Annotated in this window: 24 protein-coding genes and 1 pseudogene; 6 read left to right on the plus strand and 19 right to left on the minus strand. The window is 68.5% G+C overall.

Translation table 11 applies throughout. The annotated features are described in order from the left end of the window. Positions 1-326 precede the first annotated feature (326 nt). Positions 327-1772 (minus strand): annotated as a pseudogene (locus INTCA_RS15040) (IS1380 family transposase). A 779-nt stretch (positions 1773-2551) separates the two neighbouring features. On the opposite strand from INTCA_RS15040, the gene INTCA_RS15045 reads away from it, so the two are divergent. From INTCA_RS15045 to INTCA_RS15050, 3 genes are all read left to right on the plus strand, one after another. Then, entirely contained in the window at positions 2552-3199 is a 648-nt protein-coding gene (locus tag INTCA_RS15045) for a SigE family RNA polymerase sigma factor (protein WP_244859835.1), read from the plus strand. Positions 3200-3202: 3 nt separating this feature from the next. Further along, on the plus strand, positions 3203-3376 hold the full coding sequence (locus tag INTCA_RS19900; RefSeq protein ID WP_013493781.1) for a hypothetical protein: 174 nt from the start codon (positions 3203-3205) through the stop codon (positions 3374-3376). Positions 3377-3536: 160 nt separating this feature from the next. Continuing rightward, positions 3537-3872, plus strand: coding sequence for a hypothetical protein (locus INTCA_RS15050; protein ID WP_013493782.1), 336 nt, complete (start codon positions 3537-3539; stop codon positions 3870-3872). A gap of 104 nt (positions 3873-3976) precedes the next feature. On the opposite strand, the gene INTCA_RS15055 is transcribed toward INTCA_RS15050, so the two are convergent. After that, positions 3977-4243 carry a Txe/YoeB family addiction module toxin gene (locus INTCA_RS15055; protein ID WP_013493783.1) on the minus strand — a complete coding sequence of 89 codons (267 nt, stop codon included), beginning with the start codon at positions 4241-4243 and terminating at the stop codon, positions 3977-3979. Next, positions 4240-4485, minus strand: coding sequence for a type II toxin-antitoxin system Phd/YefM family antitoxin (locus INTCA_RS15060; protein ID WP_013493784.1), 246 nt, complete (start codon positions 4483-4485; stop codon positions 4240-4242). Before INTCA_RS15060 ends, INTCA_RS15055 begins: the two co-directional genes overlap by 4 nt. A gap of 669 nt (positions 4486-5154) precedes the next feature. Between INTCA_RS15060 and INTCA_RS15065 the strand changes: the two genes are divergently transcribed. Then, positions 5155-5436, plus strand: a complete 282-nt coding sequence (locus tag INTCA_RS15065) for a hypothetical protein (protein WP_013493785.1) — start codon at positions 5155-5157, stop codon at positions 5434-5436. Between the two features lie 236 nt (positions 5437-5672). Here the strand turns inward: INTCA_RS15065 and INTCA_RS15070 are convergent, their stop codons facing one another. From INTCA_RS15070 to INTCA_RS15110, 10 genes are all read right to left on the minus strand, one after another. Further along, positions 5673-6407: a hypothetical protein gene (locus tag INTCA_RS15070; RefSeq protein WP_148236627.1), complete on the minus strand. Its 735-nt coding sequence runs from the start codon at positions 6405-6407 to the stop codon at positions 5673-5675. A gap of 380 nt (positions 6408-6787) precedes the next feature. After that, positions 6788-7348: an IS110 family transposase gene (locus INTCA_RS18800; RefSeq protein ID WP_052338031.1), complete on the minus strand. Its 561-nt coding sequence runs from the start codon at positions 7346-7348 to the stop codon at positions 6788-6790. 76 nt (positions 7349-7424) lie between these two features. Next, entirely contained in the window at positions 7425-7997 is a 573-nt protein-coding gene (locus tag INTCA_RS20675; RefSeq protein ID WP_083807993.1) for an IS110 family transposase, read from the minus strand. Continuing rightward, positions 7994-8116 carry a hypothetical protein gene (locus tag INTCA_RS20500; protein WP_267896152.1) on the minus strand — a complete coding sequence of 41 codons (123 nt, stop codon included), beginning with the start codon at positions 8114-8116 and terminating at the stop codon, positions 7994-7996. The genes INTCA_RS20675 and INTCA_RS20500 overlap by 4 nt, the downstream gene beginning before the upstream one ends. An 81-nt stretch (positions 8117-8197) precedes the next feature. Then, on the minus strand, positions 8198-9781 hold the full coding sequence (locus tag INTCA_RS15085) for an ABC transporter permease (RefSeq protein WP_013493787.1): 1584 nt from the start codon (positions 9779-9781) through the stop codon (positions 8198-8200). Further along, the gene (locus tag INTCA_RS15090) at positions 9778-10470 is read right to left on the minus strand and encodes an ATP-binding cassette domain-containing protein (protein WP_013493788.1); all 693 of its coding nucleotides are present in this window, start codon (positions 10468-10470) and stop codon (positions 9778-9780) included. The genes INTCA_RS15085 and INTCA_RS15090 overlap by 4 nt, the downstream gene beginning before the upstream one ends. Positions 10471-10518: 48 nt before the next feature. Continuing rightward, positions 10519-10782 (minus strand): hypothetical protein, encoded by a 264-nt coding sequence (locus INTCA_RS19645; RefSeq protein WP_013493789.1) that lies wholly within the window; start codon positions 10780-10782, stop codon positions 10519-10521. A 122-nt stretch (positions 10783-10904) separates the two neighbouring features. Continuing rightward, on the minus strand, positions 10905-11528 hold the full coding sequence (locus tag INTCA_RS15100) for a peroxiredoxin family protein (RefSeq protein ID WP_013493790.1): 624 nt from the start codon (positions 11526-11528) through the stop codon (positions 10905-10907). Next, complete coding sequence (locus INTCA_RS15105) at positions 11525-12511, minus strand: cytochrome c biogenesis CcdA family protein (protein ID WP_013493791.1); 987 nt, start codon at positions 12509-12511, stop codon at positions 11525-11527. Before INTCA_RS15105 ends, INTCA_RS15100 begins: the two co-directional genes overlap by 4 nt. After that, positions 12511-12837: a glutaredoxin gene (locus tag INTCA_RS15110; protein ID WP_013493792.1), complete on the minus strand. Its 327-nt coding sequence runs from the start codon at positions 12835-12837 to the stop codon at positions 12511-12513. Before INTCA_RS15110 ends, INTCA_RS15105 begins: the two co-directional genes overlap by 1 nt. Before the next feature lie 162 nt (positions 12838-12999). On the opposite strand from INTCA_RS15110, the gene INTCA_RS15115 reads away from it, so the two are divergent. After that, on the plus strand, positions 13000-13452 hold the full coding sequence (locus INTCA_RS15115; RefSeq protein WP_013493793.1) for a hypothetical protein: 453 nt from the start codon (positions 13000-13002) through the stop codon (positions 13450-13452). 493 nt (positions 13453-13945) lie between these two features. On the opposite strand, the gene INTCA_RS15120 is transcribed toward INTCA_RS15115, so the two are convergent. The 4 genes from INTCA_RS15120 to INTCA_RS15135 form a co-directional block, all read right to left on the minus strand. Continuing rightward, positions 13946-14236 carry a metal-sensitive transcriptional regulator gene (locus tag INTCA_RS15120; protein WP_013493795.1) on the minus strand — a complete coding sequence of 97 codons (291 nt, stop codon included), beginning with the start codon at positions 14234-14236 and terminating at the stop codon, positions 13946-13948. A 71-nt stretch (positions 14237-14307) separates the two neighbouring features. Next, positions 14308-17355, minus strand: a complete 3048-nt coding sequence (locus INTCA_RS15125; RefSeq protein WP_083807923.1) for a heavy metal translocating P-type ATPase — start codon at positions 17353-17355, stop codon at positions 14308-14310. Positions 17356-17448: 93 nt separating this feature from the next. Continuing rightward, complete coding sequence (locus INTCA_RS20680) at positions 17449-17649, minus strand: zf-HC2 domain-containing protein (protein ID WP_013493797.1); 201 nt, start codon at positions 17647-17649, stop codon at positions 17449-17451. After that, positions 17646-18452, minus strand: a complete 807-nt coding sequence (locus INTCA_RS15135) for a prolipoprotein diacylglyceryl transferase (RefSeq protein ID WP_013493798.1) — start codon at positions 18450-18452, stop codon at positions 17646-17648. Before INTCA_RS15135 ends, INTCA_RS20680 begins: the two co-directional genes overlap by 4 nt. A 653-nt stretch (positions 18453-19105) precedes the next feature. Between INTCA_RS15135 and INTCA_RS15145 the strand changes: the two genes are divergently transcribed. After that, positions 19106-19318, plus strand: coding sequence for a hypothetical protein (locus INTCA_RS15145; protein ID WP_013493800.1), 213 nt, complete (start codon positions 19106-19108; stop codon positions 19316-19318). 416 nt (positions 19319-19734) lie between these two features. On the opposite strand, the gene INTCA_RS20595 is transcribed toward INTCA_RS15145, so the two are convergent. Next, a complete protein-coding gene (locus INTCA_RS20595) occupies positions 19735-20490 on the minus strand; it encodes a heavy metal translocating P-type ATPase (RefSeq protein WP_052338032.1) in 756 nt (251 codons plus the stop codon). Between the two features lie 18 nt (positions 20491-20508). Further along, the gene (locus INTCA_RS15155) at positions 20509-21993 is read right to left on the minus strand and encodes a multicopper oxidase family protein (protein ID WP_013493801.1); all 1485 of its coding nucleotides are present in this window, start codon (positions 21991-21993) and stop codon (positions 20509-20511) included. Between the last annotated feature and the right edge of the window lie 14 nt (positions 21994-22007).

Here is a 22007-nt window from a genome sequence, read left to right on the forward strand (position 1 = left end):
GGCGGTTCCTCGGTGCCCGCGGTCTGGCGGTCGCCGTGGCCTTTTGGGTGCTGGATCGGTATGGGAACGGCGCCTTCCTCATCACCATCCCCGTTGCCGTCATCCTGTTGACATCGTCGCACCACCGCCCCCTGATGACCTGGGCGGGCACGCTCAGCGCGAGGCTGGCCCATCGGCACACTAAGCCTCGATCCACCGATGGGCCTTCGGTTGTCGGCGTGATCTCGCTGGCGGGCTGATGCTCGGGTGGGGCGTGGGTGATCGCCCGGCCTCGCTGTCGGGGTGTTCCACGGTGGGGTCGTTCGTGCCGTCGCCGGCAGGGGTGGTCAGGTCCGTGCGGCCGTTGTTGGTGGCCCGCAGCCGAGCGTGAACAGTTGGGTCCACGCGCTCTGCCAGGGCCACTGCTGGGGCAGGTGCAAGGTGATGCGCCGCGCGGAGGACGCGACCCGGGCCGGGACCGCGATCAGCTTGCGGCGGATCGTCGGGGTCGTGGACTTGGCCAAGGTGGGCTCGCCGGTCACGGTAGCGGCGGCGCGGGTGAGGTTGAACGCGATCACGGCGAGCACGAGCCAGGCGGCGTTCGCGGTGAACTTCCCGGAGGGTAGGTGCGCGAGGGCGGAGTGCTTCAGGTCGGCGTGGACCTGTTCGATGATCGCGTGGTGCCGGTGGAGCTGGTCCGCGGCCACGGTGTCCAGCACGTCCGGTTCGGTGGTGGTGAAGAACGCGTGGAAGCGCCACACGTCGAACAGGGTGCCTTGCCCGGCGGCCTTCTTCTCGTCGGCGTGGAAGTCGGGGATGCGGCGCACGATCAGCCGACCCGGGACGTGGTGGGCCTTCGTCTGCGCGGCGAACGCGGTGAACGGGATCTCGGCGACTTCGGCCCGGGAGATCCACGCCCCGGTGGTCTCGTCGCGGATCGCGTCGGTGTACTCGATCGTGGTCTACGCGCTCTCGTCGATGCCAGTGATCGCGGTCTTGATCGTGCTCGTCATCCGCACCGTCACGGACACGTGCGCGCCACCGGCCAGTGCGGCCCGGACCGCGGGGGCACCGAAGAACGCCGAGTCCATCCGCGCCAGGACGGCCCGGTCTTTGCCGAGCAGGCGCCGGGCTTGTTTGACGGCGTCGCCGATCAGCCGCGCCGCGCCCCGCGGGGACCCGCACGAGCCCTTGCGTAGCCGCTGCGCGACGATGACCGGCGCGTGTCCGGCGGTGGTGAGGGTGGCCAGGAACGCGTTGAGCCCACGGACCCTCGAGTAGCCGAACCCGGCGCCCTGCTTCTGGTGGCCGTGGACCTCGATGATCGTGTCGTCGACATCGAGCAGGGCGTACTCGCCGGCGGCCGGTGCGGTGCCGATGCCCTCTTGTGCACCCGGGCCCGTCAGGAGCCGGGTGCGTGCGGCCAGGGCGAGCAGGAACCGGGCTGCGACCGCGTCGAGCTGGCGCACGTGCCCGAAGGTGAACGCGCGCAGGAACTGCCCGAGCGTCGAGGGCGCCTACGCCGAGGCGAAGACCTTGCTCATTCCGCCGTGGCGCAGCAGCGCCATGTCATCGATGCTGTCCGCGCCGGCGAGCATCCCACCCACGATCGAGGCGACCTTCAAACCGGCGTTCGCGCCCTTGTCCGTGGCCACCGTCAGCCGCTCATCGGTCAGCGTGCGTAGGCCTGCGGCGTCGGCCAAGGCCATCACCGGCACCAGCCCGGCGCAGGACACGAGGTTCGGGTCGTCGAAGACCGCAGAGGTCCGAGCCAGGGTGTGAGAGAGTTTCATCTACGAGGTGCCCCTTGTGTGCGACCTGACTGAAGCCTGAAGAACTCCAATTCTGTTGCACCACAGGGGCATTCTCATGTTCCGACGCGCTGAATCCCCTCACTACACCCTGCCCATCGGTGGATCGAGGCTAAGTGCCTGAAAGGTTCCTGCAAACGCGACATGAGCCAGAGCCAACTCGTATAGAGGAGTCTGAAAACCGTTGCAGCGAAAGGGCTTCCGGTTATCCATCTGACCCCAGTCGGACTCCTAAAGCGGAGCTCGCGTCTTTGCCCACCTCGCGGAGCTGCCGGGGGGCGCAAAAGGGGCACGCTCGCTCGGAACACGACGGCAAACCACAGCAACCAGCACTGATGCAACCGTGCTCGGAAGTCCTCACGGGCGCAAGGCACCGCATGCGCCGGACCGACTTTTAATCCGCCGGTCGTCGGTTCGAGCCCGACGGGGCCAACCACGCGTTTGCGCAGGTCAGACGCCCTTTTAGCATCCACGACTGGGCCCGCAAGGTGCCGAAACAGACCGTGGACGATGTGCCACAAATGTGCCACACGGTCCCGTGGAGGCACCGAACCGGTCCGCTAGAGCGGGGCTGATCAGCGCAGACCTGTCGAGCTGGACTACGTTTTCCCGGCCTGACCGGCGGATTGAGCCTCGGTCAGTGGCCCGTAGCGTTCCGCGCCGGCGAGCGCGCCAAGGCCGCGCGTGTCAGCGCCTGGTGAAGTCCCTGGTCGAGCACGACACGACCCAGGAGCGTCACAAGGGGCTTGCACCGGCGAGTTGTGGCGGGAGCAACCGAGCGATTGACTGATCGCGGACGGAGATCTCTCTCGACAATCGCGCTGAGAGATGCAGCAAGACGCCGCCAGTGCGGCGTTTACTCCTATGACGGCACTGAGCCTTCCGGGGAGGGACGCGATGCAGGGAGACCTGCCCGAGTTCGAGGAGTTCGTGGCTGCTCGGCAGCAGCAACTCTTGCGTGTCGCGTTCTTTTGACCCGTGACCATCATCGCGCCGAGGACCTGCTGCAGGCCGCCTTCTTGAAGGTGTACCGGCGTTGGCGTCACGAGGGCCTGCCGGAGCACAGCGAGGCGTACCGGCGTCGGGTGATGGTCAACGCGTACATCTCCACGCGTCGTCATCGACGGTCGACTGAGGTCCCCGTCCCCCATGACGAGCTGGCCAACGAGTCGGCACCAGCGGCACCGACCGACGACCGATTGCTGGTGTGGCGAGCCCTCGGGGTCCTGTCACCTCGGCAGCGCGCGGTCCTCGTGCTGCGCATCTACGAAGGGCTCACCGACGACGAGATCGCCGACCACCTCGGCTGCGCATCGGGCACGGTGCGAAGCCTGGCATCGCGGGCATATCTGACTCTGCGCACCAACAGTGAGCTGCTCGACCGGGCAGCACGCGCACCGAAGGACTGAACCATGGACACCTTGGATGAGCTCGTCAGGGACACGATGGACCTGTACGCCCGGCAGGCCAACTCGCTCGAGCTGCCTGCCCGGCTCACTCGCCGGCTCCGACGCCACAGCCGACTCCGCGGGGCGGGGGCGGCCCTCGCGGTCGCGGGCACCGTTACGCCAGCCTCTGGGGACTGACGGCGCTACGTGACGGCACGGGACGCCCACAGCCTGCCGCCCTGGTCACCACGGGTGAGTGTGCCGGGCTGAGCATCGTGATCGGCAAGCCAACCCCGAGGGTGGCAGTCCCCACCCGCTGGACCCGGTCGCCCTGAGGCCCGGCGACAACACCATCACCATGGCCCGGCAGGACTACCGGTGGCTCGAGGCCGCCGGGCCATGCCGCGGCCGACTGATCCTCGACGGCCCAGGCCCGGTCGTTCACCGGGGCGGCGGCGACGTCAACGCCGACGGCGTGGGGTCGCCTAGTGGGCCGTTCCAAGACGAAAACAACGTGTCCACCGCCGTGGTCTTCACCAACGAAGGCGCCGACGGGTCGGGGAAGTTCACCATCCGGCTTGGCGCAGCCTGTGACTCCGAACCGTGCCCCCCACCGCTTGCGACCGTGCACGTGTTCACCCAGGGCACCGTCACCTATCCCGGACAGGTCGTGACCTCTTCGCCCACCCCCTGACGGTCAGGCGGGCACCCGAGGAGGCGCGTTAGCCCTCCACCAGGCATAGTCGTGCGATCGTCGTCCGCGTCAGAGCGGCGGAGAGTGCGCGACGGTACCGGCGGCTATTCGTAGTGCGTCCACATGCGCAGGATGTGGACGACGTGCTGGTCGGGAAGGACCTCGTAGACGAGGCGGTGTTGGATGTTGATGCGCCGGGAGTAGCAGCCCGCCAGGTCGCCGACCAGTTTCTCGTACCGCGGCGGCGTGGTGAATGGATCCTCGCTGATGACGTCGAGCAGGCGCTGGGCCTTGGTCTTCAACCCGGAGGATGCCAGCTTCTTGGCGTCCTTCTGAGCTTGGCGCGAATAGATCAGCGTCCAGGCGCTCACCAGTCGAGCTCGGTGGACCCGGCCTCGATACCCTCGGCGCGGGCCTCGCGGATGGACTGGGCCAGACCCGGGACGGAGGCCAAGAACAGCGTCTCCTGGATCGCCTGCCAGTCCTCCTCCCCGACCAGCACCGCGTTGCCCCGCTGCCCGGTAATGGTCAGCGGCTCAGACTCGTCGTTGACCTGGTCGATCAGGCGGTACAGGTTGGCCCGTGCCGTCGTCGCGCTCACTGCAGTCACCATGACCACCTCCACCGTGAGCGTACGTTATAACGTACGCTCACGCAAGCGCGCCATCCGCACCACGTCCGCCCACCAACCCGTGCGCCGGCCGCGTGACCCTCGTAAACTGGGCCGCCCGAGCAGCCCCGCCGCCGCCCCGATCGCTTGTCCTTCAGTGGCTCCTTTTGCTTGAGTAAGTCGGCGGAAGAAGAGAGGGAGCCGCTGTGGCACATTTGTGGCACACAGTCACCAAAACGGATGGGTCGCAGTGTCAATGAACCGGTAGGAACCACGCACGATTTCGTGGATCGCGGTGAGGCTGAGCGGGTACTGATCGCCCCTTAACTCCGCCGGTCGTCGGTTCGAGCCCGACGGGGCCCACCATGCGAATTTCATTGTGTAACAGTGGTATTCGCGCGCGCCTTCATGCAGCCTTTCGGCCGAGGTTCCCCTTGTGGCCGGGTCGTGGCCGGGAACCTCCTCGCCCATCCGCCGGTCGGCGGTTCGGGCTGGATGGCCGGCTCGCCCGTTCGTGCACAAGCCCGGCACCATTCAGCGGAGCCCACGTGGCCTCACGTCACCGATTCCAGGACCGACCGATCACGGCATGGTCGGGTGGGGCGATCGCCCGCGGAGCGGCAGATGAGGACGCTCTCGCATTGAGATTCAAGGGCTGGCAGGATCTTTGTGGTGAGCCTGTTGGAGTTCTGGCCCGACTACGGTCCGGGGCCGTTGTTGACCGAGGACGGCAAGCCCGCGGACCTACAGTCGCTTGGCCTCTCCGGTGAACTGGTCGAGGAGCTTGAGTGCTGGAACGGCCAGTACGCCGAGGAGAAGATCCCAGTCGACGGTAACGGCGATAGTGCTTGGCTGGGCGAAGGCAGAAGCCTCCTTCTCCGGACGCGAGACGCACTCGCATGTGACGTCGAGGTCGTCGTCACGGAACCCTGGTGGGGAGAAGACCCGACCTGAGGACGACAGATGCGGATGCTTGCAACCGTCTTCCACGCGACACGACTGCATGTCGATGCGCGACACGTGTGGGCAGCGGGCCGGCGTAGGCGCTTGCGCGTCGGGCTTGGATCCTGACCCACAGCGACAACCCGAGCGTGCTCTCGTCGTACGGCAGCCGTTCGCCAATCGTCCGGCCAGCGCACCGAGCTGGCGCGGCGAGATGCTCACGCAGCCCCTCCGGGTCGTGCATCCCTCTAATGTTCGTCACCGACGCGTAGGGAGGCGCGGGCGGCGAGCAGTACCTGCGTCCAGAGAAGCACCACGGTGGCCACCGAGAACGGGACCCCCAGTTGGTCCGAGTGCGTCACCCGCAGGGCAAGGCCGAAGAATAGGACGATGACCAGCAGGACGCCGGTGCCGACTGCCGGACCGCGCAGCACCGCCTGGTTCCTGGCGTACCAGCTCGTGGCCAGGACAGCGCACGCCGCGGCGATCGCGAGGCCGATTCGAATGACCTGGGCAGACCCGCTCGCAAGTCGGTCCGCCGCCAGCAGCTCCCAGACCGGCCAGCTCAGGCAGCGAGTGTAGGAGCCAGCACCCGCGGCGAACAGGCTGACCAGGTGCATGGCGACCATCACCGTGACGCTCACCCACGCCAAGCTGCTCACGCGAGAGCGCGAGGGGCGCGTCGGCGTGCGCTCCAGCGCGACCGTCGCAACGACCATCGCCGCCATCGCGGCGAGCGCGGAACCGAGATCGAGCGCCCCGCCCCACGCGGGAACGGGCAGGCCGAGCACGGTCAGCCGGCCGAAGTACCCGGCGACGAGTGCCCCCGCCACGGTCACCCACGGCAGGACCTTGACCAGCGCCACCGCACCCTTGAGCCGAAGCGCCAGGACCGCGGCGGCCAGCGCCGCCGGGCCGACGAGGATCGCGGACGTACGGTGCGTCATCTCGATCCAGGGGTTCTTGTAGAAGAACGAGCTCACCGGCCCCGACGGGAGCAGAGCCGAGGCCGTACACCCAGGCCAATTACCGCACTCGAACCCGGATTCGCTCGCGCACACCAGTGAACCGAGAGCAACCGCCAGAAACGTCAACAAGGTCGCCAGCTGGAAGACGCGACGTGTCAAGGTCGGGACAGTCGAGGCCAGCGGCATGGCGGTGGTCGAACTCACAAGAAGTCACCGTAGAACCCCCGCCCGCCGGCCTCGCCACCGGGTCGGACACGCGGTGAACCGCGGGGATGATCTTCCAAATCACGACCCCTGAACTCGAACTAAGGGCAACCCTTTCGGAGGCGAGGGCGCGGTAGGCCCCAACGGAGTAGGCGTCCCCTCGGCGGCAGACATCCCAGGTTCTGGTTGTGTCAAGCGGCGCGCTGGTGGATGTGGGACCAAGCGGTGTCTTCGTCGTACGTGGCGCCGGTCTTCAGGCAGCCGTGCAGGATGCCGATCCATCGGTTGGCGAGCTGTCGGAGGGCGGCTTGGTGGCTGGTGCCGCGGGCTCGGATCTGTTGGTAGTAGGCCCTCGCGCCGGGTGAACCACGCATCGAGGAGGAGGCCCACTGGTGGACGGCGTCGGCAAGGTGCTTGTTGCGTGCGTGCCGGGAGAGCACTGCCTTCTTCTTGCCGGAGGCTTTGGTGATCGGTGCGGTCCCGGCGTAGGACTTTCGTGCTTTGGCATCGACGTACCGGGTGGGGTCGTCGCCGAACTCACGGAGCAGGCGAGCTCCCAGGACCACGCCCAGGCCCGGCAGGCTGGTGATCAGCTCCGCTGCCGGGTGCCGGCCAAAATGTTCGCCCACCACCTGCCCCAGGATCTCGATCTGCTCGTTGAGGGTGGTGATGACCGCGACCTCGGCGGTCACGATCGCCGCGAATGCTGCCTGCACCGGCGCCGGCTGGCGCAGCTCTTTGGTGCGCAGCACGAGCAGCAGCGCATCGGCGCGCGACTGCGGGCCGCCCGGTGGGCTCTGGTCAGGGCCATCACCACAGTGCGGCGGGTCAACGCGGCGGAGTTGTCGGGGTCACGGGCCTTGCCGAGCGCCTCGAGCGCGTCCGGCTCATCGAGGTCGGGGAAGGCCTGCAGGGCAGCGGGATAGAACTCCCGTAGCGCGCTACGCAGCCGCAGCACAAGCCGGGTGCGTTCCCACACCAACCTTGGTGGGCCCGAGCGGCGAGCTGGATGCCCTCGGCCAAGGTGCTGTCCCCGGCCACCGGGCGGTGCGCAGCCCGGTCCAGGCGGACGATCTCGGCCAGCGCGTGCGCATCAGCCGCGTCCGACTTCGCCCCGGAGATCAGGTGCCGCTCCCGGTACCGTGCAGCAGACCTGGGATTGAGCGCGTACACGGTACCCGGCCGTGACCAGCGAGGCCTGGTCATGTCAGGAGGCCTCCTGGTGGGTGCGGTCGAGGAGATTGGCGAAGAGCTCGGCCCGGCTGCTCCCTCGCGCCGATCACGCCTCCCGGCAACGACGACGGCGACCAGCTCAAACAGGCCATCCAGTGACGAGACATCGAGGCCGTCCCTCGCCGTTTCCGACGAACAGGTCAACGTGACCTGCATCCCCATACTCATCCAATGAGGACATCGCGCTCCATCCGCAGCTCGGCGTTCTCCGCGCGCAGCCGCTTGGGCTCGGCGATGTCCCCGGTGGACAGGCCCGTGGTGCCCTCCTTGGCCTGCCGGTCCAGCACGACCCAGTTGCCCAGGGTGCTCGTTGATCCCGAGCTCCCGCGCGGCCGCGGCGATGCTCTTGCCGGTCTCGTTGACCAGCCTCACCGCGCCCTCACGGAACTCCCGATCGAACTTCCGTCGCTTCTCCGGCCCGGAATGGGACAGTTGATGATTCGCCTGAGCAGCGCCAAGACCGCGCACATCAGTACGGCGATCCAGCCGAGGGCGACCAGGAGCATGGCGCCCTCGTCGAAGGTTGGGGTGAGCCCACCGTCGATGAGCAGTCTCATACCTCCGTAGCCGGGAATCCAGAGCGCCCAGTCGGCTGGGTCGCCACCGAGCATGGGGCTCTGGCCGAGACCGAGGTCGATCAAGGGCAGCAAGAATGCCAGGAACACTCCGGAGACACGCCCGAAGAGCGGGCCGAGGAGCATGCCCATGAGGCCGTAGGTGAGGGCGAGGATGAGGCTGCCGAGCGCGTAGACGGTCCACCGCTCCGCGGTGAACACGGTGGCCGTGAGGGCCAGCGAGACCCCACTGACGAGGACCGAGGCCATCATCACCATGGCGATCCGGGTGGCAACGGCGGCGGCCGGGCGTTGGCCTGCCAGCACGAGCCGTCGGTCGGCCGCCCGCGCGTCGAGCACCACGAACACTCCGACCAGTGCGGCGAGCGAGGCGATCGCCTCGGGGGCCATGGTCCCCGGATGGATCACCGCAGGGTCGACGATGGCCGTCACCTGAACACCAGCCTCGCGGACGACCACACGCGACCTGCCGTGCGGGGTGATGGCGGCCGACAGCAGGATGAACACCGCCGGCACGGCGGCGAGCAGCGCCCAGAGCAATGGTGTGCGTTGCCAGTCCTTCACGGCCATGGCGAACTCGGTACGGAACTGGCTCGGTGACCGTGGCGGCTTGGGGAACCGCTGCCGCGACTCCCGCGCGGAAGCGGTTCCCGATGTCGCTACGGACCGACTCTTGGCCGGAGCGGTAGCCGCAACGACCCGGTACGCCACGGCCAACGCTCCGACGACCCACAGGCCCGACCAGACCAAGGCGGCGGGTCCGCCATGCTCGGGCGGTTGGTTGACGGTCCACAGTGAGATGAAGTGGGTCGGGAGCACTCGCAGCAGGGGGGAGGTGGAGCCGCTCAACGTAGGACCGAAGAAGACGTCGAGGATCCAGACGAACAGCAACAGCACCGTCCCGTTCACCGCCGTCGGAACCACGGCGCCAATCACTGCCCCGATGGCCAGGTACACGATCGCGAACATTGCCGTCCCTGCGATGAGCCGCGCTGGATCCGCCCAGCCTTGACGGGCCGCGAGGGCGCTCAAGGCCGCGATCGTCGCGGCCGCGGCCAGGCCGGCCCCCGTAACGAGTCGCGCCACGGCCAATCGACCGGGGGACTGGCCGGCCAGGATGAGCCGCCGATCGGACGCGCGAGAGGAGGCGACTTGGAAGTACATGGCGATGCCGGTCAGGAAGGCAGCGGCCCAGCCTGCTGTGACCGTCTCGATGCCGGGTCCCTCGTGCGCGCCGCCCAGCACCTTGGCGGCGTCTGCGAGGGTGGGGGCGGCGACGATGACGAAGGTCACCGGGATGAGCACCAGCAGAAGGATGTTGGTGCCGGTGCGCGCGTAGTCGGCGAGGAATCTGCGCTCGAGCAGTGCCGTTGTCACGACGACCAAGTCCTGCCGTCGCTGAGTTTGATGACGCGGTCGAACCGCTGCTCGTCGGCGATGAAGTGGCTGATGATGAGCACGCTGCGCCCCCGAGTGCGCCGCTCGGCGACCATGCCCCAGAACTTCTGGTAGGTGTCCCAGTCGAAGCCGGCGTAGGGCTCATCGAGGAGCAGCACGTCAGGGTCGGGCAGCAGGGCCAGCCCGAGGTTCAGCTTGGCCAGCGTGCCGCCGGAGAGCTGGTCTGCGCGGGTGGAGGAGTAGCGCTCGAAGCCGAGCTGCGCGTAGAGGTCGCCCGTAGCGTCGCGCTGCGCCGCCGGCCTCATTCCATGCGCGGCGCCGAAGAGCTCGAAGTGCTCGTCGCAGGTCAGTCTTGGGTAGACGATCGGCTGTTGCGGGCAGTAACCCATCGTGCCGGACAGCCGAACCGTGCCGGAGTCGGCGGCGAGGTCGCCGACGAGGATGCGCATCAGGGTCGTTTTACCCGACCCGTTCTCGCCGACCAGGCCGACGACCTCGCCGGCGGCGAGTGCGAGATCGGCCCCGGTCAGGACCGGAACCTTGCGGCGGCTCAGCCGGCGCCAGCGGGTGTAGGCCTTCGCCACTCCCGTGGCGTCGAGAACTGGCGGGGGGCCCTGGCCCGGCTCTAATGCTTCCGGGCCTGTGGTGAGCTGCGCGTTGCTTGACATGATGTTCACCTGGATGCCGCCACCCGTGCCGCCAAGGGCTGCAGCTGCTTAGCGGCCGCCGTTCTTGCCGAGCATTCCCATCATCATCGCCATCATCGCGACGCAGAGGATCGCCGGGATCAGGGCAGCGGCGCCGGCGGATGTCGTGGTCATCAGCACGACGGCGAAGATGACCATCGGCAGGCACATGAGCCACATCATCGCCCCGTGGCCCCGGCCTGACCCGGTGTGCGGGTCGTGCTGCGGGGCTGGGGGACTGGTGGGCTGCCCGTGGTGGTCGGTTACCGGATGAACCTCGTGTGGTGTGGACATCACGTTCTCCTGTCCCGGGTCGGGGCTAGTGGCTCTGGTTTCAGCATGCGGCGGCCGTGTGGTTTTCGGGTGTCGGCGCCGTCAAGGTTGGGTCAATCGCTGAGCGCAGGAAGTGTGATGCTTCAGAGTCGAGCCTGGACTTCCTTCAGCAGCTCGGCGGGGGCGACGAACATCGAGGGGTAGTTGCCGAACCAGCGCTTGACGCCGTCGGCGTCGATGAGGATGAACCCGTGGCCAGGTAGGCCCTCGTGCATGCCGGTGCCGAGCGTTCCGTAGGCCTTCGAAACGGTGCCGTCGTCGAGCAGGTAGGGCGTCGTCACGCCGAACTGCTGCAGATCGGGCAGGATCTGCTCGGCTGAGTTCATGACGATGGGCAGGACGGTGATGCCGGAAGCCTTGAAGGCCGCGTCTTTCTCGATCTCCGCCATCTGCGCGGTGCAGGACCCGCATCCCGCGCCTTCGTTGAAGTAGAGCACCACGGGCTTGCCGCGGTAGTCGGACAGCGACACGGTTGTGCCGGTTGTGGTCTTGAGCGTGAAGCCGGGTGCGGCTTGTGCCGTCGATGTGCTCGTGGGCGCGGCCTTTGCGAGGGCGAGGGCAACCAGGCCGACGGCGATCAGGGAAAGTGTCAGCGTGATCAGACGTCGCGTGCGCTTTCGGCGCGCCAGTCGGTCCCGCTCGGTTCGGGCGTGCGCTTGGTGTGCGTCCTGTCCGGCAGTGCGCTTGGTCGTGGTCCGGGAGGTCATCGCGGTGCCCTTTCAGGTGCGTGGTCGCGTTGGTGTGAGGCATGACATTCGCCCGGCGCAGCTGACGAGTCTTCGGTGTCGCCGGTTTCGGTGGTCTCGCGCGGCCGGTGGGCGGCGCTCCTGGTACTCGGTTCCCGCAGGGTCGCCCAGACGAAGACGCCGACCAGTGCGAGCAGTCCCAACCCGAGAACCGGCTCGGGTACGGGATCGACGAACTCGAGGACCCGCCCCGCGACGCGGGTCAGGCCAGCCCCCGCGGCGTACTGGGCGTCGGTTCCACGGGTCATGTCTGGGGAGCCGGCCAAGCCGATGACGAGTACACCCATTCCGGTGAAGGCGACAGCAACCGCGGCGTTGATGGTGTTGGTCCGAACCGTGCGCGAGCCGATCCGCAGGTGCAGGGGCTTGGCCCGCAGCCACCGCCGCTCGCCGAGGTGGGCCTTGTCCCAGACGAGGGCCATGACGAACAGGGGCAGCACCATCCCGAACACGAAGGCCAAGCCCAGCGCCGCCCCGCCGACCGGTGACCGCGAGAGTGCGGACAGGGTCATCACTCCGGCGAGCACAGGGGCACAGCAGCTTGAGGCGATCCCGGAGAACACGCCCAGGCTGAAGAACGTCGCGCTGTCACCCCTGGCGGTGTCGGGGGCCTTGATGAAGGACGGCATGGACCACATCCGGCCGGAGAGGGCCAGGCCGCCCAGGCCGATCATCAGCAGCCCGCCGCCCCAGTAGAGGGGCACGTGGTACTTCGCGATGGCCCCCGCCAGGAGGCTGGCGCCCAGGGTGATGGGCACCAGGACCAGCGCCAGGCCTGCGGTGAAGACGAACGTGAGTGGTAGCAGCCGCCAGCGCTCGTTCTTGGCGGCCGCCGCGAGGTAGCTCGGCGCGAGAAAGACGATGCAGCAGGGCGCGAACAGGGCCACGGTGCCGGCAAAGAAGGCCGCCAAGATGCTGCCGGTCGCCAGGAGCTCCGCGCCCATCAGGACGACACCGCCTGTCGCGTCCTGGCTGCGAGTGTCTTGTCAAGCTTGCGCCTGGGCAGCCGGCCGGAGCTGAGGAAGGCGCCGTCTATGAGGACGAGCGGGAACATGACCGGTCGGTGCCGTTGCACCAGCTCCAGGCCGTCGGGCGTGTCGGCCGCGATGACGGTGAGCGTCAACTCGTGCCGGCGTCCAGCCAGTTCCGTGACGGCGTCCTCACACAGGTGGCACGCAGCCGACGTGACGATCGTGACGTCAGCGGGCGCATGCGAGCGGCCCTTCAGCACGTCGCTGTTCTGGGGGGTACTCGTGTGCGCGGTCCTCATGCCAGCAGCGTCCACCCCGAGCCCCGATAACCCCCTGAAGGTCAGTTCAAGATTCGATGTCGACCCTCGCCGAACGTTCGTCAGAACTTGACGGGGCTTTGCGCCGTTCAACAGGCGAGTCCGTCACGCTGGAGTTCCAGCACATCGAGCACAGGACGAAACATGCCCAACGCGACCAGCCAGCAGGAGCCCTCGCCAACCGCCGAGGCCACCGGCTCAGGAAGCGAGAGTTCCAGCCTCTCCATCCGACCCAAGAGTCTCCTTCGCAGCGCCTGGGCGACGATACGGGCCGGTCTGGGCGCGGCGCTGGGCATCCTGCCGCACGTCATGCACCACGTCGGATTGCTGGCCGGGGCGGCGTTGCTCACCGGCGCCCTGGGGAACGGGATTCTCTACGGGGTGGGCCTTCTCATGAGCATCCCGCTGCTGAGGAGGTTGCGATCGAGGTTTAGGACGGTGTGGGCCCCGGTGGTGGGTGTGGCCGTGTTCACTGGCTTGTTCTCCCTGTCGGCCTTCGTGATCGGTCCCGCCATCGGGTCCGGCGGCGCGGATGTACCCGTGGAGGCGCCCACCCCGACTGTGACGACCTCCGACGGGCATGATGTCCACCATTGACCCGATGATCACGCCTCACGGGGCGCTGTGGGTGCTGATGGTCCCGAGCGCCTTCGGCTACGGGGTCGGCGTCGACAGCTGGCCGATTGGGGCGTTGTGCCAGTGAGCCTGAGCCGAGGCGACAGACCAGGAAATACGCTATCGAGGGGATCAGCGGTGCCTTGCCAAGTGCCGTCTGGGGCACCTTGGCAACGATGTCCACGTGGATCTGCGGCACCACCGGGCCGAGGCGCTCGAGCTCGCCGCTCAGGTCGGCACGTAGGTCCTCGGCCGCGAAGCCGCTGCCTTGGCCCGAAGCGCGGACGGTGAGGGCATCGGTATTTTTGGTCGTGCACGACCTGCCATTCGGCAACGGGTACCAGATCCCTGTCCCGGTGGAAGGTGCCGGGTTGCACGGTGACGCGCCCGCCGACGGCTCCCGCGAGCGTCAAGTCCTCCTCCGGTCGTCCCTGGATGGCCTAGATTCGGGTGTTGGATGCGTGAGCGGGCGCGGTCAGCTGCGCACCAGCCGGGCGATCGCCTCGGACGCTCCGGTGAGCATCGACTCGGGCGGCTTGATTCCTGGCGTGGCGAGGCAGTGCCGCATATGGTCCTCGAGGAGGGCCAGGGCCACACCCTGCAGGGCCCGTGAGGCCGCGGCGACCTGAGTGAGGATGTCGATGCAGTACCGGTCCTGTTCGACCATGGCGGCGATCCCCCTGACCTGGCCCTCGACACGGTGCAGTCGCCGGACAGCCTCGAGCCGGGTTTGTTCTCGGCGCCACGTCGACGGCTCCTCGTTCATCGCTCTGCTCTCCTCGTCCGTCCGCCTGGACGGGTGCCTGGCCGTGGATGAGGGCAGGCACCCGCATCCGGTTACGCGGTGGCGCCGGCGTACTTGGCCGGGTCCTTCTGGAATGCCTTGGCGCAGTGCCCCGAGCAGAAGTAGTAGGTGGTTCCCTCGTGCTCGACTGTCTCGGCGGCGTCGTCGGGGTCGACGGTCATGCCGCAGACCGGATCGATGGCTTGGTGGGTCGTGCTGTTCATGTGTGCTTCCCTTCTCGTTGGGGTTGGCTCCGAGGCGGGCTCGGTCTCGCGCCCCACCTCCACGGTGGGCTCGAGTGGGTCGATGTGGACAGTGTCGCTGACGGGCGGGGGCCGGAAGGTCTTGAGCCGGTTGGCATTGGCGACGACCGACAGCGAGGACAGGGCCATGGCGGCCGCGGCGATCATCGGGCTCAAGGTCAGGCCGAGGGCCGGGTAGAGGGCGCCGGCGGCGATGGGGATGCCGATGCCGTTGTAGACGAACGCAAACACCAGGTTCTGCTTGATGTTGCGCATCGTCGCGCGGGACAGGTCGACAGCGGTGACCACTCCGGACAGCGCCCCCGAGATGAGAGTGATGTCCGAGGACTCGATGGCGACGTCGGTTCCCGTGCCGATGGCCGAGCCGACGTCAGCCTGGGCCAGCGCCGGGGCGTCGTTGATGCCGTCGCCGACCATTCCGACGACCTTGCCCTCAGCCTGAAGCCGCTTGACCTCGGCGGCCTTGTGCTCCGGGAGGACCTCAGCCACGACTCGCCGGATGCCGACCTGGCGGGCGATGGCAGCCGCTGTCGCACGGTTGTCGCCGGTCACCATGACGACCTCGATCCCCCGGGCCTGTAGCGCGGCGACAGCCGCGGCGGAGCCGTCCTTGACGGTGTCCGCGACGCCGATCACGCCGGCAGGGTAGCCGTCGACCGCGGCGAGGATCGGCGTCTTGCCGTCGCGGGCCAAGCGGTCGAGGTCACCCAGCAGCGGCTGGGGGTCGATTCCCGCACCGGCGAGCAGCCGGCTGTTGCCCACGAGCACTTCGCGTCCACCGATGAGGGCGCGCACGCCCTGCCCGGTGATCGAGTCGAAGGCGGTCACCTCGGGGAGCTCCAGGCCGCGCTCGTGCGCGCCGGCCAGGATCGCGCCGGCCAAGGGGTGCTCCGATGAGCGTTCAACGGCGGCCACGAGGGTCAGCAGGATCTCGGCACCAAGCGGGTGAACCGGTAGGACATCAGTCAGGACCGGGGCTCCGTTGGTGATGGTGCCGGTCTTGTCCAGCACGATCGTGTCGAGCTGGTGAGCCGTCTCGAGGGCTTCAGCCGATCGGATCAGGATCCCGTTGGTGGCGCCCTTCCCGGTGCCGACGGTGATCGACATGGGCGTGGCCAGGCCGAGCGCGCACGGGCAGGCGATGATCAGCACCGAAACCGCGGCGACCAACGCGAAGACGAAAGCGGGTGCCGGCCCGACGAGCGCCCAGACGACGAGGGCCCAGACGGCGACCGTGATGACGGCCGGCACGAAGTAGCTCGATACCTTGTCGACGAGCCGCTGGATCGGGGCCTTCGAGCCTTGGGCCTCGCGGACGAGCTTGATGATCTGCGCGAGCATCGTCTCGCCGCCCACCTTGGTGGCGAGGTAGCGGAAGGACCCGGTCTGGTTGATGGTCGCGCCGATGACCTCGTCGCGGGGCGACTTGGTCACGGGGATCGGCTCCCCGGTGACCATGGACTCGTCCACCGCAGAACTGCCCTCGAGCACGTACCCGTCGACCGGCAGCTTCTCCCCCGGGCGGACCACGACGATGTCGCCGGCGAGGACGTCGTCGATGGCGACCTCGGTCTCGATCCCGTCCCGAACGACGCGGGCGGTGCGTGGTTGCAGGCCGATCAGGGTGCGGATCGCCTCGCCCGTGCCCGCCTTCGCCGTGGTCTCCAGGAGCCGACCAAGGAGGATCAGGGTGATGATGACGCCGACGGCCTCGTAGTAAACCTCCCGCACGTCCTGCGGCAGGATCCCCGGAAAGAACGTCACGACCAGGCTGTACCCGAACGCCGCGACCGTGCCCAGCGTGATCAACGAGTTCATGTCCGCGGTGCGGTGGGACAGCGCGAGCCACCCGGTCCGGTGGATCGGCCACCCGGTGTAGAACATCACCGGCGCGATGAAGGCCAGCTGGAACCAGCGGTTCATCAGCAGCTCAGGGACCCACGTAGCGCCGAAGAACTCCGTGAGCATCACGGCGAACAAGACCGGCGCGGTCAGGATCGCACCGAAGACCACCCGGCGGGTCAGGTCCTTGATCTCCACGGAACGTTCGGCCGCTTCGGCGTCCTCGCCGGCTGCGTACTCACCGTCCACAACGCCCACCTCGGGGTGCCCAGCCGGGTGGTCGAGGGCCACGTGCGCGTGAGCCGCGTGGTCGCCATCGGCGTGCGCGCCGTGGTGCTCGCCGTGGTGCTCGCAGCCGCCATGGGCCCCGTGATCGCAGCCGCCGTGCTTGCCGTGCTCACATCCGCCGTGCTCACATCCGCCGTGCTCACATCCGCCGTCCTCGTGAACGCAGCCGCTGTCTGCAGGTGGCCGCTCGGCCAGGGCTACCGTGGTTCGGGAGGTCGTGGCGTCCTCGGCCGAGCTGGACGCTTCGCCGCGGGAGACGCGGACGATCCCGCTGAGCATGTTCATCCCGCAGGTGAACCGAAAGTCGCCCTCTTCGCGAGGCACGAACTCGATCGCGGTGGCCGCGTAGGCCGGGAGCAGCTGGTTGATCTTGAAGTCAGGGATGACTACCCGCGAGGAGCAGTCGCCGGCTTCTTGGCGATCAAAGATCATCCGTACCGGCAGGCCCGGTCGAACTTCGATCAAGTCGGGACTGTAGCCGCCCTTCACTCCGACTCGAACCATCTGGACACCCCCCTCAACCGCGGCCCGGCGGGACTTCTTCGGACCGAAGAAGAACCACCCGAGCAGGCCGGTGAGAACCAGCGCTGACAAGACGATCGCGCCATCCGCGATGGTCATCGGACTTACCTCCGCATCTTTGGTGTGTTGGCAGAGCCGGTCAACCGGCGGGTATACCCCTACCGGGTACTGGTTCCCTGGAGCCATACAAGCGCGTCAGGATGTCGGGTTGCGCGGACGGCCCGTCAAGGTCTGGTGAAGATCGACCAGACGAGCACGAACAGGCTTCGGTCCGACCACCTAGATGGGCGCCAGCCACCCGGGCTCTGAGGGTCGCCCCAGCTCGAGAGTGCGCGGGAGCTCGGCGACCTGATCGAGTTCCTGCCTGCACTGAAGGCATGAGCGGAGGTGGTTCCGGAACTCCGTCACATCCTCGTCGGACAGGCCGCCCAGCACGAACGCGCCCAGGAGGGCGTGCGTGTCGTCGTCGCGCGTGGTCATCGCGCCAGCCCCGCTGGTTCGCGGTCGCTCATCCCGGCCTCCGCGCTGGGGACGCCGACAGGTCCCTGTTCTTCCCGCCGGCGCCGCCGGGCGACCCAGGCCAACAGGGCGCCTGCGGCGATGCCCACCACCGCCCACAGCTGGGGCTGAGTCAGACCGAGAAATGCCGGCGAGTTGGTGCGGAGGAACTCCACGAGGAGGCGGGCGGCACTGCTGAGGATCAGGTATCCCGCGAAGATCGTCGGCCCGTTGGTACGTCGGCCCAGCCACCACAGGATCGCGGCGATCACGAGCGCGCCGATGGCCTCGTACAGGGGCGTGGGGTGAACGGGCACGTCCGTGGCCACCACCCCGTTCGGGAACGTCATCCCCCACGGCAGGGTGGTCGGGCGTCCGTAGGTGCCGTCGCCGGACAGAAGGCAGCCCAGTCGGCCGACCGCGTAACCGACGGACATCGGCACCGCCGCGGCACCGGCCACCGCACCGAGAGGTAGCTCCCACCGTCGCACCATGACCACGGCGGCCAGCGTCCCCGCTATGAGACCGCCGTACCACGTGAAGCCCATCCCGCCGAAGTCGTGCACCGTCAGCGTGGGCAGTTGCTCCAGCAGAAAATAGACCTTGGCGCCGGCGAACCCCCACACCGTCGACCACAACACGAACGAATACGCACGCTCACGGTCGAGGCCGCGGGCCTCGAAGGCCCGAGCCAGGAGCACGGCCGCGACCCACGCGGCCAGGGCTTTGCTCACGCCGTACGTCTGGACGTCGAAGCCCAGGATGGAGAAGAGGACGGGTTGCATGGAGGTCGCTCCTGAAAGGGTGAGGGGTGCAAGTCAGGTCGAGGCCGAGCAAGGGGATGGCGCTGAGCGTGGCCGATCCGGTTCTCAGTGCGGTTGGCGGTCCGGTGGCCTCAGGAATCGTTGGCCGCGGTCCCGGCGCACCGGCTGGTCGTCGTCGGGATTGACCGCGTCGCGTGTCGGGTCCGGGTGACCCACGTCGGAGACCAGCGCGGTCGGGGCCTCCGTGCCTTCCTCAGGCCGTCGCAGCTGATGAGGTTCACCGTGCGCCTGGTCCCCGCCCAGGTGAGTGCCCTGACGGGCATGGCCAGCACCGCACCCACCGCGCACACCGCGTCCGCTGTGTCCGCCACGCCGGAGCCCGCCACGCCGGTGCTCGCCAAGGTGCATGGCCAGCATGGCCGCCACCACGATGATGCCGACCCAGTTCTGCTGGATGAATCCCGCCATGTCCTGCTCCTCGGTTCAGGGGCGCCGACGGTGTGGCGCTCAGCCCCAGGTTCCAGACTGACGGCGGTACATGAAGGCCGGACCCGGCGGCTTCACAAGGATCGATGAAGGTTTGCGCGCAGGGGTTACGCGACCCCCGTCGTCGAACCATGATGGCTTCACGGGCGGCTGCTTCCCGGCCGCCACCCCCGATGGAAGGCACCCTCATGCGGAACATGCTCAAGGCTTTGGCCGTCGTCTCGCTGGCCGGATCAGGGCTGCTGCTCGCGGGGCCGGCGCAGGCGGCCGACTCGGCGGCCGACTACGGACAGCAGGTCAAGGTTTGCACCCAGACGATGGGCTTCGACGGGATGCACAACCCGGGCCTGCACGGAGGCATCTCGGGATGGGACCCCAGCCACACCTGTCCCATGGGTTGACGGACGAGCCCTCACCGTCAACACCAAGCGTGATGTCGGTGAGGGCCACAGCCGGCCTGGCTAGCCGCGGCGAGCCAGGCCGGCTTCCTCCGCGGTCGCTGCAGCGTTCGTTGGTCGCGCCGGCGCTGGCAGGCGGAGCCGCTTGAGTATGAGGGCATTGACCGCGACGATGAGGCTTGACCCGGACATCGACAGCGCGGCGATCTCGGGGTCGCAGGGTCAGGCCCCACGACGAGAACACCCCGGCAGCGATGGGCAGGGCGATGACGTTGTAGCCAACGGCCCAGCCGAGATTCTGACCACCTGCGCGCCGAGCTCGCGCACCGAGGGTATCGCGCCTGCGGACGTCTCACGCGCGGCGTCAGCCAGTCCGATCACCGCCATGGCGCGCCCGTCGACCCCCACGAGCACGGCCGTCAGTCCCGCCGAGGCGAGCTCGTCCCGCCGGGCGAGCAGATCGCCGAGCTGGACACCCTCGTCCGCCATGAGCTTGCGGTTGCCCACCACGACGCGACGTGCGTCCGCATCGGCGACGGCACCGTGTCCCGGAACGTTGCGAAAGCCCGAGGCCACTCTCCCCGCGTGACCGCGCTCAGCGGCATACGAGACAACGGCTGCGGCCAGCGGTACTCGGGCTCCTTCTCGACCGCGGCAGCCAGCGCGAGCACGTCAAGCTCGTCGAGGCCGGCGGCGATGAGTCTGGTCACCTCGGGCGTGCCTTTGGTCAGCGTGCCGGTCTTGTCCCTCACCACGGTGTCGATGCGGGCCGACGTCTCCAGGGCGGTGGCGTTCGTGAAGAGGACGCCTCGCTTGGCGGCGAGGCCTGCGCCGACCATGATCGCGGTCGGCGTCGCCAGCCCGGAGCGCGTCGGGGCACGTGATGACCACGACGGTGATCGCGAAGAGGAGCGCCGTCTGGACGTCGGCGCCGACTCCACCCACGTCAGGAACGTCGCGGGGCCGCCGATGAGTGCGACGAGCACGAGCCAGAACGCGGCGTGCCCCGGAACGCCCCGGTCGAAGAGGACCCACGCCGAGTAGAACCCGACCGGCAGGCTCAGCAGCGGGCCCCACACGTCGTCGCGCAGCCCGAACGGTGCCGGCGCCGAGAAGCAGAGCCGGAGGTGCAGCGCGAGGGGGAAGGGCGGCTGCACCTCCGGCTGGGGCGCCATCAGGGTGGGGGGATCACGTCAGGCACGGTAGTTCAGCCCGATCATCATCCCTGCCTCCGCGTGGTAGATGTTGTGGCAGTGCGCTGCCCAGTCGCCGGCGTTGTCGGCTTGGAGCTCGACCGCGATGGTCTCCATCGGGCGCAGCAGCACGGTGTCCTTGCGCAGGCCGCTGCTCAGCAGCCCGAAGGTGTGGCCGTGGATGTGGAACGGGTGGGTCATCATCGTCATGTTGGCCAGGTCGAGGTGGACCCGTTCGCCCTTGGTGATCACGATCGGCTCGTTCTCCCCGAACGGACCGCCGTTGATGCCCCACTGGTAGGGCGCCATCTGGCCGTTGAGCTGGATCACCTCGGTCGCCTCGGCGTCACGCTGCGCCAGCCGGGCTGACTCGGCAGCGACGAGGGTGGTCCCGAGCAGCACGGGCCCGGCCAGCTCATCGGGACGGAGGGTCGCCGGCGGGGCCGCGCCGGCGCCGGTGCGCACCAGCGCCAGGGCCTGCCCCTGTTTGCCGAACGGAGCAGCAACCAAGGGGAACACGCCGTCCTTCAGGGTGACCACGGTGTCGTACCGCTCCCCCATCCCGATGTAGAAGGCACCCGTCTCCGTCGGCTGCACGGGGAAGCCGTCGCTGTGCGTCACGGTCATCCGGTGGCCGCCGAGCGCGACGGTGAAGATGGTGTCCGAGGCGGCGTTGATGACCCGCAGCCGGACCCTCTGCCCCGGTTTGGCCGCAAGGACATCCGGGGCGGCGGGCACCCGGCCGTTGATGAGGTAGTGCGGGTACTGGACATCGCCGGCATCCCCGAACGGCGCGGCGCCCCCGCCCATCCCCATCGAGCCGTGGTCCATGCCGCCCATGCCGCCCATGCCGCCTGAGGTGGCCGAGCCGCCCTTGGCGATCAGCTGCGTCAGGACGTCATCGGGGGTCCGGCCGGTGCCGTCGACCCAGTCGTCCAGCACGACGACGTACTCGAGGTCGTACCCGCCCGGCTCTTGCGGGTCGTCGACGATCAGAGCCGCGTAGAGGCCGCGGTCGAGCTGGACGCCGCTGTGCGGGTGGTAGAAGTACGTGCCCGGGTCGGGCGCGACGAACTCGTACGTGAACGTGGTGCTCGGCCGGATCGGGTCCTGTGTCATCCCGGGCACGCCGTCGGCGGCGTTGGCCAGCGCGATGCCGTGCCAGTGGATGGACGTGTCGGCGGGAAGCTGGTTGTCCAGCGTCACGCGCACGAGGTCGCCTGCCGTGGCGCGGATCAGGGGCCCGGGGGCCGTGTCGCCATAGGCCCAGGTCCCCACCTCGGGCCCACCGAGATCGAGTGTCGCGCGCTTGGCGATCAGCTTCGCCGTCGTGACGCGCTGTCCGGGGGTTGTCGGATCGGCCGTCGGCGTCCCGAATGCAGTTGGGGTTCCGGCGGGCTGGGATGCGGAGCAGGCGGCAAGCGTGCCCGTTGCGACGATGCCCAAACTGCCGAGGATGACGCTGCGTCGGCTCAGGCTGTTCATGCTTCCCTCCGTGG

The organism is Intrasporangium calvum DSM 43043, assembly GCF_000184685.1.
Lineage (GTDB): Bacteria > Actinomycetota > Actinomycetes > Actinomycetales > Dermatophilaceae > Intrasporangium > Intrasporangium calvum.